This is a genomic window from Bacillus pretiosus (assembly GCF_051294775.1).
Classification (GTDB): domain Bacteria; phylum Bacillota; class Bacilli; order Bacillales; family Bacillaceae_G; genus Bacillus_A; species Bacillus_A wiedmannii.
Genome location: NZ_JBPPHF010000002.1, coordinates 1,575,046 through 1,588,457 on the forward strand (window position 1 = coordinate 1,575,046; position 13,412 = coordinate 1,588,457).

The 13,412-nt window shown below is 35.8% G+C and carries 12 protein-coding genes and 2 pseudogenes; 11 read left to right on the plus strand and 3 right to left on the minus strand.

The genetic code is table 11. From position 1 onward, the window contains the following. Nucleotides 1–21: 21 nt before the first annotated feature. Both ACSG5Z_RS16320 and ACSG5Z_RS16325 read right to left on the minus strand, forming a co-directional pair. Complete coding sequence (locus ACSG5Z_RS16320; protein ID WP_435711759.1) at nt 22–1,395, minus strand: sensor histidine kinase; 1,374 nt, start codon at nt 1,393–1,395, stop codon at nt 22–24. Further along, on the minus strand, nt 1,392–2,066 hold the full coding sequence (locus ACSG5Z_RS16325; protein ID WP_435711760.1) for a response regulator transcription factor: 675 nt from the start codon (nt 2,064–2,066) through the stop codon (nt 1,392–1,394). The genes ACSG5Z_RS16320 and ACSG5Z_RS16325 overlap by 4 nt, the downstream gene beginning before the upstream one ends. A 176-nt stretch (nt 2,067–2,242) precedes the next feature. Between ACSG5Z_RS16325 and ACSG5Z_RS16330 the strand changes: the two genes are divergently transcribed. From ACSG5Z_RS16330 to ACSG5Z_RS16380, 11 genes and pseudogenes are all read left to right on the plus strand, one after another. Further along, nucleotides 2,243–2,713, plus strand: a complete 471-nt coding sequence (locus ACSG5Z_RS16330) for a hypothetical protein (protein ID WP_087984230.1) — start codon at nt 2,243–2,245, stop codon at nt 2,711–2,713. 20 nt (nt 2,714–2,733) lie between these two features. Then, entirely contained in the window at nt 2,734–3,057 is a 324-nt protein-coding gene (locus ACSG5Z_RS16335) for a PepSY domain-containing protein (protein WP_137015192.1), read from the plus strand. A 971-nt stretch (nt 3,058–4,028) separates the two neighbouring features. Next, nucleotides 4,029–4,313: pseudogene (locus tag ACSG5Z_RS16340) on the plus strand (serine hydrolase domain-containing protein); the annotation flags it as partial. Nucleotides 4,314–4,693: 380 nt separating this feature from the next. After that, nucleotides 4,694–6,769 carry a serine hydrolase domain-containing protein gene (locus ACSG5Z_RS16345; RefSeq protein ID WP_435711761.1) on the plus strand — a complete coding sequence of 692 codons (2,076 nt, stop codon included), beginning with the start codon at nt 4,694–4,696 and terminating at the stop codon, nt 6,767–6,769. Nucleotides 6,770–7,184: 415 nt separating this feature from the next. Continuing rightward, nucleotides 7,185–8,470 (plus strand): annotated as a pseudogene (locus ACSG5Z_RS16350) (APC family permease). Continuing rightward, a complete protein-coding gene (locus tag ACSG5Z_RS16355; RefSeq protein ID WP_435711762.1) occupies nt 8,454–9,050 on the plus strand; it encodes a bifunctional transcriptional activator/DNA repair enzyme AdaA in 597 nt (198 codons plus the stop codon). Before ACSG5Z_RS16350 ends, ACSG5Z_RS16355 begins: the two are co-directional and overlap by 17 nt. Nucleotides 9,051–9,234: 184 nt before the next feature. After that, on the plus strand, nt 9,235–9,708 hold the full coding sequence (locus ACSG5Z_RS16360; RefSeq protein WP_262749709.1) for a DUF1203 domain-containing protein: 474 nt from the start codon (nt 9,235–9,237) through the stop codon (nt 9,706–9,708). A gap of 139 nt (nt 9,709–9,847) precedes the next feature. After that, entirely contained in the window at nt 9,848–9,982 is a 135-nt protein-coding gene (locus ACSG5Z_RS16365; RefSeq protein ID WP_262749752.1) for a hypothetical protein, read from the plus strand. A gap of 442 nt (nt 9,983–10,424) precedes the next feature. After that, the gene (locus tag ACSG5Z_RS16370) at nt 10,425–11,081 is read left to right on the plus strand and encodes a protein kinase family protein (protein ID WP_137014324.1); all 657 of its coding nucleotides are present in this window, start codon (nt 10,425–10,427) and stop codon (nt 11,079–11,081) included. 124 nt (nt 11,082–11,205) lie between these two features. Next, nucleotides 11,206–11,367 carry a hypothetical protein gene (locus ACSG5Z_RS16375; protein WP_033691926.1) on the plus strand — a complete coding sequence of 54 codons (162 nt, stop codon included), beginning with the start codon at nt 11,206–11,208 and terminating at the stop codon, nt 11,365–11,367. A 266-nt stretch (nt 11,368–11,633) separates the two neighbouring features. Then, entirely contained in the window at nt 11,634–12,020 is a 387-nt protein-coding gene (locus ACSG5Z_RS16380) for a DUF1259 domain-containing protein (protein WP_097858734.1), read from the plus strand. A gap of 342 nt (nt 12,021–12,362) precedes the next feature. Here the strand turns inward: ACSG5Z_RS16380 and ACSG5Z_RS16385 are convergent, their stop codons facing one another. Beyond that, nucleotides 12,363–12,956 (minus strand): hypothetical protein, encoded by a 594-nt coding sequence (locus tag ACSG5Z_RS16385; RefSeq protein WP_435711763.1) that lies wholly within the window; start codon nt 12,954–12,956, stop codon nt 12,363–12,365. Between the last annotated feature and the right edge of the window lie 456 nt (nt 12,957–13,412).

Here is a 13,412-nt window from a genome sequence, read left to right on the forward strand (position 1 = left end):
GAAGCTACAGATGCGCATAAATTATGCTTGTTTTTCCATTGGTAGTTTAAATGTAAACGTACTGCCTTCTCCTAATTTACTTTCAACTGTAATTTCTCCTCCGTGTAGTTCGACAATCCATTTTACCATCGACAATCCTAAACCTGTGTTTCCGGTGCTTGAAGATGTTCGTGCTGCGTCAACTCGATAGAAGCGGTCCCATATTTTCGTAATATGTTGCTCGCTGATGCCTATGCCATTATCGGAGACTTTACCTATTATGTTGGTTTCATCACGGAACAGTTGCATATGCACAGTGCCGTTCGCTTTGCTATAAGCAATCGCATTCGTTAGTAAATTCATTAATAAACGCATCATCAATGTTTGATCTGCTTTCATAAACAGGTTTTCCTCTATATGAGTTGTTATATCAATCGAAGCTTCTTGAACCATTAATGAAAGCTCTTCTACAACGATTTCCGTTAATTCACTCATATTGATACATTCAAATTGGAAAGTATTATGGTTTTCTTGGTCAGCTCTTGCTAATAATAAGAGTTGTGAGATTAGCGCGGACATTTTACGTGATTGCTTTAAAATTACTTCTAACGATTCTTCCATTTCTTTCGGATTATTCCTCAGTGATAAAGCGTATTCGCATTGTGAAATAATAACAGATGTGGGTGTTCTTAATTCATGAGATGCGTCAGATGTAAATTGTTTTTCACTTTCGAATGATGTCTCCAATCGCTCAAACATTTTGTCAAAGGTTTGTGCTAAATGATACATTTCGTCTTTCGGTGAACCTTGTAAATTAATTCTCTTCGAAAGGTCTTTACCATCACCAATTTTACTAGCTGAATCACTCATTTGTTGCACAGGTCGAAACGCTCTTTGCGTAATAAAATATCCTCCCACTGCGGAAATGAGAATAAGTAATGGGAATGAGATGAGTGTTACCACAATAAGCGTATTCATCGTTGATGATAATTGGTTCATGGTCATAATTCCACGAACCCAGACTTGCTCATCGCCGCCTGCATTATGGAGAAAATCATATACAATCCATTCTTTATTACCGTCTTTAATGGTTTGTATTTCATCGGATTTAAGCGATATCTTTTTATTAAAGCTTGTTGGACTATTTCCTGTCAGCAGCTCACCTTGTTTATTATAAATAATGATATTTACTCCATCTTCTAAGGGTTCAAAATCATCGTCCATCTTTAATTGTCCATGCTTATATTCAATATCTTCCATGCTTTCTTTTACTGTGCTCTTCAATTGATCTTTCATATTAAAAAGCAAAACTTTATCTGAAGAAGTTAAAATAAAAGCTAACACGAGTGCCATAATAATTACAATTAGCCCTGTATACCACAGGGTTACTTTCATTTTAATTGATAGTCTTTTCATGATTCTACTCGCAATACATAACCAGTTCCTCGTATTGTATGAATTAACTTCGTTTCAAACTGGCTATCAATTTTTTTACGAAGATAGCGGACGTAAACATCAATAATATTCGAGCCACCTTCATAGTCGTAATTCCACACATGTTGTTCAATTTTATCTCGTGTCAGCACAACGTCTTTATTACGAATCATATATTCTAAAATAGCAAATTCTTTACTGGAAAGAGTGATAACTTGGCATCCTCTTGTTACTTTATGCATATTGCAGTCTACCACTAGGTCAGCGATTTCAAACACATTAGATGTGCTTCCTGTATTTCTTCGCATTAACACTCGAATTCTTGCTAGCAGTTCGTCAAAAGCAAACGGCTTTACTAAATAATCGTCCGCACCTAAGTCGAGTCCTGTTACGCGATCATCAATTGTATCTTTAGCTGTAAGAAGCAAGACAGGGGTTGTATGATTGTCCGCGCGTAATCTTTGTAATACTTGTAAACCATCTATTCCGGGAATCATAATGTCAAGCACAATCAAATCGTAGGTAGCCATGTTTATATAATCCAAGGCATCTTCGCCATTCCCACATGCATCGACACTATAATGTTCTGCATTTAATCGTTTTACTAATATATTTTGTAAGTCTTGTTCATCTTCGACAATAAGAACTCGCATTACCATTCTCCTTTTCTTCTTATTAATATGTATCACTATAATTCCAAAACATTAAAGAAAGATTAGAAACTATTTAATTATATCATTTTATTTTTTTGTATATTAATCTTCCTTTAATGTTTGTTCAGTAATATAAAGGCAAGGATAAGGTGCACATGTAAAGGGAGGAAAATAGAATGGGAAAATGGATGTTGATTGGAGCATTCTCTTGTTTATTCTTAACAGCTTGTTCTACTCAAGCTGATAACAATACAGAAGTACAACAACTGAAAGTGGAAAGTGATACATTGCAAAAAGAAAGTGCTCAACTACAACAAGAACCACATAAAACAGGGCCTGCTGCGAATGATACGAAGCAAATACAAGATTTTAAAAATGAAGTCACATCTATCGTTGAAAAGGCAAATAATACGAAACCAGTTGGAGCAAAAGAAGAAAACTTAAATACGTACTTAGCAGCAAAAAAAGAAATTGATCAATTAGATGACAAAATAGATCTATCTGATAATCAGCTAGAAGCAGATTATCATGCTGGAACGATAACTATTGAACAATATAAAGCGCAAGAAAGGGAACACGATATACTGGAAGATCAATTAGAGCAAGCAGAAAATGCACTTGAAGCAAGATTCGGAATAGATGATTAATCATGAAGGAGTGGATGAAAATGTTAAAACATAAAAAGAAAATAATGATAAGTGTAATTGCTATTTTAGTAAGTGGTATTGCTATTGTTGGGGGATATTATGGTATGGGTTACAATTATGCAAAAAAGAATGAAAACTACACAGAGAAACAAGTTCGTGAAATTGCTTTAGCTCATACAAATGGAGAAATTATGAATGTGAAAAAAGAATTCGAATTAGAAGATTACAAATTAGCGCAATCTACATTTGAATATGAAGTGGAAATCAAAACACCTGATAATCTGTTAAATAGTTTAAAAGTTAGTGCTAGAACAGGTACAATAGAAATCGATAAAGAAGATTAAAAAATATCGACAAATAAAATATTACGTACTTGATTTTTGTTATCGGTAGCGAAGAAAAAGATGGTTCCCTAATTTTACAAGGGAATCGTCTTTTTTTGTTCTATGGATCTATGCATTTTTTATACATTCCTATCCTGGTGCGGTTTTAGGATTCTTGTCTGTTATTGGATTAACCGAAAAACTGTATAAAATCTTGTATACTCTTAGCGTGTTTTTTTGAAATACTGGCGGTACCCTATCGCTATCAAGTTGATCTCATACAACATCAATTATATTAGGGGGTGTTTCAGTTCTCGTTCTTTTTCATAATAAGTACTTGCCGCATTTGAAACATAGTAGGAGAACAAAGTGGAATGGCAATCAATTGCCCATACAAATGGCATTTCAATCGTTCTCGTTTTATCTTTTTACAATGATGAATATGAAATAATGACTTCCACTTATAAGAATGTGAAGAAGTGTTGATGCCGGTTGGACTGTGGTAAAGGTTGAGGGTGGAATCTAAGGGAATATCAGAGATGTGCATGAAAGGTTATTAATCTATCTTCTATGAAATCGTGGGATTATATATGCACTTATTATCCTGGAGATTTTAAAATAAAACCTACCTAATTATAGAAGTGATTTGAACGTAAGGAAATTGTAAGAAATGGATAAGAAAAAAGAAATTTTTATTGTATAGGATACAAATATAGAGAAGCGTAAAAGAGGGAGGGTAAATAGGAGATATTTATACGAAAAACAAACTAGTAATAAGACCATTCTAAATGAAAAAGTAATTTATGGTACTAACATACGTGTAAAAAAGAGAGGAGTTACTCTTGGTTATGACAGAATGGTGCTTGTAAACACAAACAATATGAAGATGATCTCTGTGTAGTTAGTAAGAAATAATATACAGCCGCTCATACTATATCAATAGAGGGGAAGAGCGTCTTATGAAAATATATGGTTAACTTTCATTTGCAGATTTGGCACTTTTCATTGCCGGAACTTCTTTATTATACCTAATACTAACCAAAATTATAAAAACAGGTTCCACTCAAAATATACTTAGTTCATTACAAATAAGTACTCAACGAGATTGTAATTCCGTCGAACAAGCAACGCGAGATACATTGCAATTTGGATACCCCGGGATACTCGCTAAAACTTCCCAAAGTAGAGAAACGTGGGGATATGCAGCTGGTGTAGCGGATATAAGAACTAAGAAATCGATAAAAACAGATTTTTGCTTTCGTATTGGAAGTGTAACGACTTAAACAATTTTTTCTTATTTGCTTGGTGGCAAATTACTGAAAGAATAGCAAATAAAACAAATACTCACTACAGTTCCTGCAGGAAAGGGAAGAATCAATGGATATGGTCTAGGAATCTATGAAATTAAACTTCCTAACGGTGTCCTGATAGGGGGACATACAGGTGGTATTCCAGAATTTGATACTTTTGCTGGAGGCGTATGTTGATTGTCAATTTGAACAGTATGAGTAGAGCCGAGAATCCTGGTCTTTTTAAAAGTATTTTACTTGTTGAATTTAGACGGTAGGGATAAAGGTGGGATAGTAGTTTATGTGATGCTCGTAATTGGACAAATAAAAGAAGAAATCGATCATTTATCTAAGGAGGCATTTTTCTTATGGAAAATAAATTATATGGGGTGTTAGCCGCTACCTTGGCTCTAACGATGAGCCTACCAACAGGAGCGATAGCGTCTTCTAGCAGTAAGACTGCGGTTGTAGCTAACCAAGAAGTTGCTAGCAAAGATTTGGAGAAGATTGCTGCAGAGAACGCTGCACTACTCACGGAGTCCTATGAGACGACTAGCGTGCAATATGCGCTGATTGATAATGGTAAGCTTATTTTGTCGGGACAGACAGGCAAGAACGACATAGAAGGGAAAGAGCCACTAACCAAAGATACTTTATACGGAATTGGTTCAACCAGTAAAGTATATACAGCTGCGGCTGTTATGAAACTAGTAGACGAAGGAAAAGTTGATTTGGATGCACCTGTTGCCCGCTATATTCCTGATTTCAAAATGAAAGATAAACGATATAAGCGTATTACACCGCGTATGCTGTTGAATCACTCCTCGGGTTTGCAAGGTTCGACGTTCAATAATGCATTTTTATTTAAAGATAATGATGCTTATACCCATGATATCTTGTTGCAACAATTGTCCAACCAAAACTTGAAGGCAGACCCTGGCGCGTTCTCAGTATACTGTAATGACGGTTTTACACTGGCTGAAATCTTGGTAGAAAGGGTCAGCGGTATGAGTTTTACTGAATTTCTACATCAAAAGTTTACAGAGCCGTTAAAACTGAATCATACGATAACATCACAAGACAAATGGGAAGACGAAAAACGGGCTGGACAGTATTCTCCGACATACCAGGGACAGCTTCCAAGTGAAATGGTAAATGTGATTGGTACGGGAGGAATCTCTTCTACTGCTGAAGATGTGGTACGATTCTCACAAATATTTATGGGACAGGGAAAAGAAATTCTCTCTAATAAAGCAGCCAAGGCGATGGAACAAGAAGAATATAAAAAAGGAATGTGGCCGGGAGATAGCGGAAATGTGTTCAACTATGGTCTTGGCTGGGATAGTGTGAAACTATACCCATTCAGTGAATACGGGATAAAAGCGTTGACTAAGGGTGGGGATACGATACTGCAACATGCTACATTGGTCGTGCTTCCAGAACAGAAGATGGCAGCAGCTGTATTGTCCTCCGGCGGCTCCAGTATGACAAATCAACTGTTGGCAAATAAATTGCTGCTAGCTAGGCTTAAAGAGAAAGGGGCAATTAAGGATATAAAACCAGATAAATCCTTCGGCAAGCCAGTCAAGGCTAAAGTGCCTCAAGATGTGGTAAAAAAAGCAGGATTGTATGGAAATAGCTACAGCGGTTTCAAAGTAGAAATTACGAAGAAGGGAGAACTGTTTTTACCAACTAAACCAGAAGAAAAATATGTATATACGGCGGATGGAAGCTTTATAAATGAAAAGGGTACTTCCAAGCTTAATTTCGTCACTGAGAAGAATGGAAAAGTTTATTTGAGAGAGAGCACATATGAATTATCGCCGGGATTGGGGCAAAATGTGCTGACTCACTATTTAGCCCAAAAATTAGAAAAGAATGTGTTACCGAAGAAAACAGCTGCTGCATGGGCGAAGCGCGAGGGCGGAAAATTCTACCTCATTAACGAAAAATTTAATTCTATAAATTATCTAGGACAACAAATACCTCTTAACACACAAATTACGCTCAAAGATGGATATTGGGACGGCAAAAAAATTACAGGTCCGAATACGGCGACGCATCAAATTCAGATTCCTGTGATGAATGGACGGGATACAAAGGAAGCCCATTTCTATACAGAAGATGGTACTGAATATATGGAGATGTCCAGCTTTTTATACGTCAGTGAATCTAACGTAAAGCCCCTTGATACAGGTCAATTATCGAAAGTTACACTGCAAAAAAATGGGCATGCGAAATGGTTTACGATCCCACAAGAGGCAGCAGGGAAAACGATGAATGTGGAGTTGCCATCAGGAAGTTCATTCGCGGTGTATGATGAGAATGGAGTATGCGTCAATTTTACCTTTGTTAGTGACAATAACAAAGTAAAACTACCAGAGAACGGAACGGTTGTATTTGCTGGCGCACCGAACTCAGAATTTACAGTCGCATTGAACTAGTTACAACTCGGGGTAGACTTTAATAAAACAGTATCACTTGGAAAAGATATTTTATTTGTATCTTAAGTATTCCCTTAAATGATATTACACTTAAATTCTTAGCTTAATAGCAATGGGATCCCGCCCACATTTTAACGAAAATATACGCTAAGCAAATTCCAACATAAAGCGAGCCGAATTTTCTACTCTTAAGAAAAATTTCGGTTCGTTTTATGGTTTCATAACAAGTTGTTAACTGAACAATAAAGTTCTTTATTCGAACAGGCTACTTTCTTCAACAATCGGGCCAGATTGTTGAAGAAGAAATATAATAAAAATGCTTTTGATTGTTTTATTAAACGAATTAAACCGCAAAAAACAAGAAGAATTCCCCTCCCTTTACTAGTACACTAAATCCTATAAAAGGGGGGAGATCATGAACAATAAAGCCATTGGATTATTTCAAGGAATTGCGTTATACATTTCAGCTATTCTAGGATCAGGTGTCCTTTTTTTATCGGGGGTAACGGCCTCAATAGCGGGCCCTGCATCTATTGTATCCTGGGTTATCGTTATTATAATTAGTTTTCCGCTTGCTTATTCCTTTGCTAGTTTAGCACGGATATATCCTGATTCCGGTGGAGCAGCAACCTTTGTTAGAAATTCTTTTGGATATCATCTTGGCAATATCGTTGGGTGGTTTTATTTTGTAACAGCAGCAGTTGGTCAAACGATTGTATCTTTAACTGGTGCTTTTTACGTCAGTCAGGCATTTGGATTTTCGCATTTTGAAACAATTTTAATTGCCGTCTTTATTTTGGTAATTGCAGGTGTTTCCAATTATTACGGCGTAAATGTTAGTGGTAAAGTTGCATTGATTTTAAGTTCTTTATTACTGATTCTTTTAGCGTCAGCTGTATTTGTCGCGTTTCCAAGAATACAATGGGGAAATTTTACTCCCTTTGTTCCAAATGGATGGTTTTCTGTCGGGAACGCTATAACGGTTATCTTTTGGTCATTTTTCGGTTGGGAGGCGATTTGTAATCTGGCTGAGCACTTTAAAAGACCAGAAAAAGATATTGTCAAAGGAGCAGTTATTAGTGCAGTTGTCATTGGATTATTATTTTTAGCGCTAAGCCTTGTCACTATTGGAACGGCTACGTATGGCAGTCAAGAAAGTAACCTGTCTCCTATTGGTGTTATAATGGGAGATACAGTAGGCGGAGGTGCCAAAGCGTTACAGCTGTTTTAGCTTTAATTATTTGTACAGGGACAGCGAATGCTTTTGTAGCCAGCCTAACGCAATTAGGATATTCATTAAGCAGAGATGGCGCTTTCCCAAAGTTTTTCTCAAGGCTGCATGCAACTACTCAAATTCCAAGACAGATGGTATTGTTTGTTATCTGTTTTTCGGTAGCAGGTGTGTTAGTGACAAAAGTTTTGTCACTAACGTTTGATGATATTTTGTTTATACCAACTTCTCTTGGGATTCTAGTTTATGTTCTTTCAATGGCAGCAGGCGTTAAATTATTTAGGAAGAACACACCGGCATGGTGGGCATCGTTAATCTCTTTCATTTTATGTTTACTGGTGATTCCATTTTTTAAATTGTATATATTTGTTCCATTAATTGTCGTGGCTATATATGCGAGTTATATGATTTTGAGTAATAAGATTTTCGCCTACAAGGGAGGATTAAAATCTAATGAAGGATCAAAATAACCTTTCCAGAGATACCATGTGGAAAGCAACAGTATCATGTGATTCAGCGTATGACGGGATATTCTTTTACGCAGTCAAGACAACTGGAATTTTCTGTCGGCCTTCTTGCAAGTCTAAGGTTCCTAATTATGAAAATGTATCCTTTTTTTTAAATGCGCAAGAAGCTCAAAGGTCAGGATATCGCCCATGCAAAAGATGCCGATCAGATCTAAATATAAAAATATACGACCCGTTCGAATGCGTTGTGGAAGATACTATGCGATTAATAAAAAATAATTATGTTCAAAACATGTCTTTAAATGAAATTGCATCAAGGGTAGGAGTTAGTCGTTTTCATTTAAATCGGATTTTCAAAGAAAGAACAGGGTATACTCCTCGAATATATTTAGAAAGGATCAGAGTTAAGAAAGCAAAGGAACTTCTCTTGACAACGGTCTTTAATAGTACAGAGATTGGTTATCAAACAGGCTATCAAAGTGTATCTAGCTTTTATAATGCATTTAAAAGAAATACAGGATTTTCACCGAGTCAATTCCGTGCTTTCCATAGTGGAAATACCGTAAACCAAGAACTTGACTGAATTCACGTTCTTTAACAAAAGATAGCATGAATTAACAAGAGTGCTTTGTACTCATCGTATTTTTCGATAAATCATTACTGATTGATTAAAAGTAAACAACTTTGTATTGAACAAGTTTTATGAACTTTAGTGGTAGCATCATTAGTGAAATGCTTTATAACAACTAATTAAGGAGGGATAGAATATGAGAAATAACTTTCAAATCGTTGCGTTGCAAGAGAAGGAGTTTAATAACCTATTTCTAATGGATGAAGAAGTATTAAAAAGTATCGGGGCAGTTAAAATAATAGCAAATAAAAATCCTGGATATCCTTGCAGGATAAGTTTGAAGGATGCAGAGGTAGGAGAAGAGGTAATTTTACTGAATTACCAATATCATAGTGTTAATTCGCCGTATAAAGCAAGTGGTCCTATATTTATACGAAAGGGAGCAACTACTGCTAAGCTAGATGTAAATGAAATTCCGCATATGTTACATCATAGGTATCTATCTGTACGTGGCTACAATACTGACTCAATGATTGTAGAAGCAAGGGTTACAGAAGGTGTAAATTTAAGAGAAAATATAGATGGAATTTTTGATAATAAAGAAGTAGAATATATTCACATTCTTAACGCTAAACCAGGATGCTATAACTGCCTTGTTAATAGAGTGTGAAAAAATTAAAAATGCAAACTTCTATTATCCTATAAGGGGTACCACCAATCGCTATTAGGCTACTTCAACAAACTATCCCCTAAAATGAAAAAATGCGCTATTCTTTTTGTAGAATCATAGGAAAGGATGGCGTTTTTGTATGTCTATTTCTGTATCTGATGAATTACAACTATTTGCTCAAGAGATTCAAAGTTTTTTATCTCCAAATACCTTACGGGATCTTGCTAGAGATGTTGGTTTCGTACAGCATCGATTTTCATTTTTATTGTTTTGAGGAAACTTTTTCTGTTAAGTCTATAGATTATAAAATAGAGTACTAAGCATCCGATTTGAAAGCAGATATCTTTCTTTTGGTCACCCAGGTACAGGAGAATCATTCTGTTTTGCCGATCCAGATGAAAAGTTAGGTTATGCTTATGGACAAACATAGATTTGGCATAGCTAATGAACGAAGAGAACTTGCACTAAGAAAAGCCCTTATACAGTTGCCTCTAAAAAAATGAAAATACGTAAAAAAAGTTGGAAATATTTTTTATGTTGTACGGTTTTGGGCTATGAATAGTGGAATAAATATTAAGTATTCAACAGTTCAAATAAAACGAGTCATCTTTTTATTTTAAGAAAAAAGATGACTCGTTTTATGCTAAAATTCACTTAGTGTATATTTTCGTTAAAATGTGGGTGGGCCCCCTTTTAGCAAAACCGGAGTGGAAATGATGAGTATAAACAGTTTTGTGGGATTGATAAAGGACGAATTATTAAAAGAGGTAAGCATTAGAAGTGAGGATGAATTCGAGCCCGTAGTAGTTAAAGATATTCCTAGACTTTGGAAGTGTTTAGGGATGGGGAATTATGCCGCAGTATTTATGCATAAAGAATACAAAGATTGGGTAGTGAAAGTTTACGCGCGAGAAGGAGAAGGAATTGAAAAAGAGTCAGAAGTATACCGAAGAATCGGAAACCATCCTTCTTATTCAAAGCTTATATATAAAGGAGAAAATTTCATAGTATTGAAACGTTTAAAAGAAATTACCTTATACGATGCTATTCATAAGGGGATTAAAATTCCTAAGCAGGTAATCCTTGATATCAATGAAGCTTTAGAGTATGCAAGGGCACAAGGATTAACTCCTTGTGACGTTCACGGGAAAAATGTGATGATGGAAAACGGAAGAGGATATGTAGTCGATGTATCTGATTTCTTAAAAACAAAAGAAGATAGTAAGTGGAGAGACCTAGAAAAGGCATATTTTACAATTTATTTGCCCTTCATTTATAAATTTCCTTTCCCGATTAAAATACCGTATTTTATATTAAACATTGTTAGACGTTCGTATAGAAAATATAAGAAACTCACAAAGAAATTCAAATGACTCAATCATCGCATCTTTTGAATGCCCTTAAAGTGCTACACGTAAGCAAAATAATTAACCATCCTATGCAAGAAAGTTAGGCTAGTTAATCGCATATGTTTTATGGAAGGGGTGTGATTGAACTATGGAACGACCGAATTGGGGAATTGGAGGATTAGTATTTGTTGGCTGTATGTTTCTTGGTGGAGGAGTGGGATCTATGTTAGGTAATGCTCAAACTGGATGGCTCATAGGAATGGGTGTTGGATTTCTTGGGATGGCTTTAACGAGACTGATCAGAAAGTAATATAACGGAGATTCTTAATACCATAAGAACTCGATACATTACAGTTAGAAGCTTTTTTTTATATAGGTCTCCATACATAGATAGGATTTTCAAGTCGCAGGATGGCACCTTAGGGTGTATTTTTTATGCTTTCTAAAAATGTCTTACCATATAATAGAATTCATTAGGTTCTGATAATCTTTTTTGTAATAGAATAGATTCATTACCGTTTCAGACCTTTGTATTCATTCATAACCTAATAGTAAAAGGGGGGGATGATGGAAGGTATGGCGTGTAATGATGAATTAATTTGTCAACAGTTTGCAAGAATTATTGGTGGTCAAGAAGGATTTGCCGGTGGAAAATGCGTGGCAACGATAAACCGGGATGAAATAAAGGCAACAATCTTAGGGAAACGTTTTAGGGTAACAAGTTCTTTCTCATTCGAATCAAGAGATCAAAAAACTGGACGGGCATTATGTTTAGGACGGGTAGCGCTCTTACAAAAAGAAGTCAATGGATTTGTTGCTACAATTATTAAACAAGGAATAATCGTTTCGTCTATACACAATGAGTGGTTATGTGATGATCCAAATTTAATCTACGTTAATATTGAAGACGTTGATGATCCGCTAAGCTTCGCAAGGAAAGTTAGAATAGCGTTATGTAATTAATTAACAAGTTTCTTTCGTTAAATGAGATGCTATTACATGCGGATTTTCAGTCGACTTTGGATGAACAGGAAAAAGATTCTATAAAGATTTGAATACTTTTCAAATAAATTAAAATTAAAAACCCGGTTCTTTCGTAAAGGAACCGGGTTTTTGCGTTTTGTTGGTGCTACCACACCTCTATAAAGTTATTAGATACAAGATAATAGATGTTTTTATAATTTGAAAGACGAGGAAAAGAATTTGGAGGGAGTATTGAAAGCATGTTTAAGAAGATGAAATCAATGGAGAAAAGGAACTGGTTTTTAAGTCGGGGCTATGGACCTATCCTCTCGTTCTAATCCACTAAAAGAAGAACTTCCCCATACCCATTAGACTACTAAGCATTCCAATTCCATTCATGGTGCCTTTTCCTACTGTCAGTAAGTTTCCAAGCATTCCTGGCTGACCGTTATTCCCCCATCCCATAGGACTTACCTGTCCTCCCCATCCTGGAGGGTTTCCAAAAATACCCCAGTTATTATTGGTATTAAAATTAAAAGCTTTAGCTGGTGGCGATAGTAAAGCGGCGAGATGACCTTGTGCGAACATCCCTGTATGATTGAATGGTTGAGCCCAGGGTAAGGGAGGTTTTTGGAAATTACCTGCATGGCCTGGTAATGGAGTCCAATTAGCAGGATGTCCTTGGGGCATCATCCCTGCATAATGGATTGGCTGACCTAAAGAGAAGGGAGGGGGCTCGGGATTGAAACCCGTATAGTTGGCTGGTGAATCCCAACCAAATGGATAGACTCGACAACTCCAATTCTCAGGAATCTTCACATCATTCATTCCTTCAGCTTTAGCTATTTGGGGCTGTAAATATAATGATGACATTGCAATTTGGTTATTATATTGCTCTCCATTTCCCTCTGAATTCAAATACCAATATTGGTGCATAAGTTTATTCCCCTCACTTTAAAAATGTAATGTTAGACTTAGCCTATGTAATATTCCTTTTTATGGATGGTTACATAACTAGGTTTACAAGCCTGTATTTAAAGGAATAGGTGTATTGACTTGTTGATGTATCCCGCAATTTGTGGGCCATAAGACATCACCACCTCAAAATTCAGTGAAAGCGGCTGCCTGTAAAAGCACCACTGATTAAAGTTTCACTTTATTTTAGAAGGGTATTTTCAATTGCTCCTTTTGTTTAATTCAGCCTAATTTAATTTCGGTTAACAAACGTGTTTATAAAAGTTTAATCAGTAAAAAAATTTTAACATTTTATGTCGAGCAAGTAGAATTACTAAAAAGAGAATATCCATTCGAAGAGTTTGGCAAAATACTGAAAGGATAATGTATTCTTGTGCAGATATGCAAACGATTTGAACTAATTAATGGAATTTATAA

Coding starts and splice junctions, on each gene's coding strand:
- ACSG5Z_RS16320 (WP_435711759.1), bottom strand. CDS start 1,395: ATGAAAAGACTATCAATTAAAATGAAAGTAACCCTGTGGTATACAGGG.
- ACSG5Z_RS16325 (WP_435711760.1), bottom strand. CDS start 2,066: ATGCGAGTTCTTATTGTCGAAGATGAACAAGACTTACAAAATATATTA.
- ACSG5Z_RS16330 (WP_087984230.1), top strand. CDS start 2,243: ATGGGAAAATGGATGTTGATTGGAGCATTCTCTTGTTTATTCTTAACA.
- ACSG5Z_RS16335 (WP_137015192.1), top strand. CDS start 2,734: ATGTTAAAACATAAAAAGAAAATAATGATAAGTGTAATTGCTATTTTA.
- ACSG5Z_RS16345 (WP_435711761.1), top strand. CDS start 4,694: ATGGAAAATAAATTATATGGGGTGTTAGCCGCTACCTTGGCTCTAACG.
- ACSG5Z_RS16355 (WP_435711762.1), top strand. CDS start 8,454: ATGAAGGATCAAAATAACCTTTCCAGAGATACCATGTGGAAAGCAACA.
- ACSG5Z_RS16360 (WP_262749709.1), top strand. CDS start 9,235: ATGAGAAATAACTTTCAAATCGTTGCGTTGCAAGAGAAGGAGTTTAAT.
- ACSG5Z_RS16365 (WP_262749752.1), top strand. CDS start 9,848: ATGTCTATTTCTGTATCTGATGAATTACAACTATTTGCTCAAGAGATT.
- ACSG5Z_RS16370 (WP_137014324.1), top strand. CDS start 10,425: ATGAGTATAAACAGTTTTGTGGGATTGATAAAGGACGAATTATTAAAA.
- ACSG5Z_RS16375 (WP_033691926.1), top strand. CDS start 11,206: ATGGAACGACCGAATTGGGGAATTGGAGGATTAGTATTTGTTGGCTGT.
- ACSG5Z_RS16380 (WP_097858734.1), top strand. CDS start 11,634: ATGGCGTGTAATGATGAATTAATTTGTCAACAGTTTGCAAGAATTATT.
- ACSG5Z_RS16385 (WP_435711763.1), bottom strand. CDS start 12,956: ATGCACCAATATTGGTATTTGAATTCAGAGGGAAATGGAGAGCAATAT.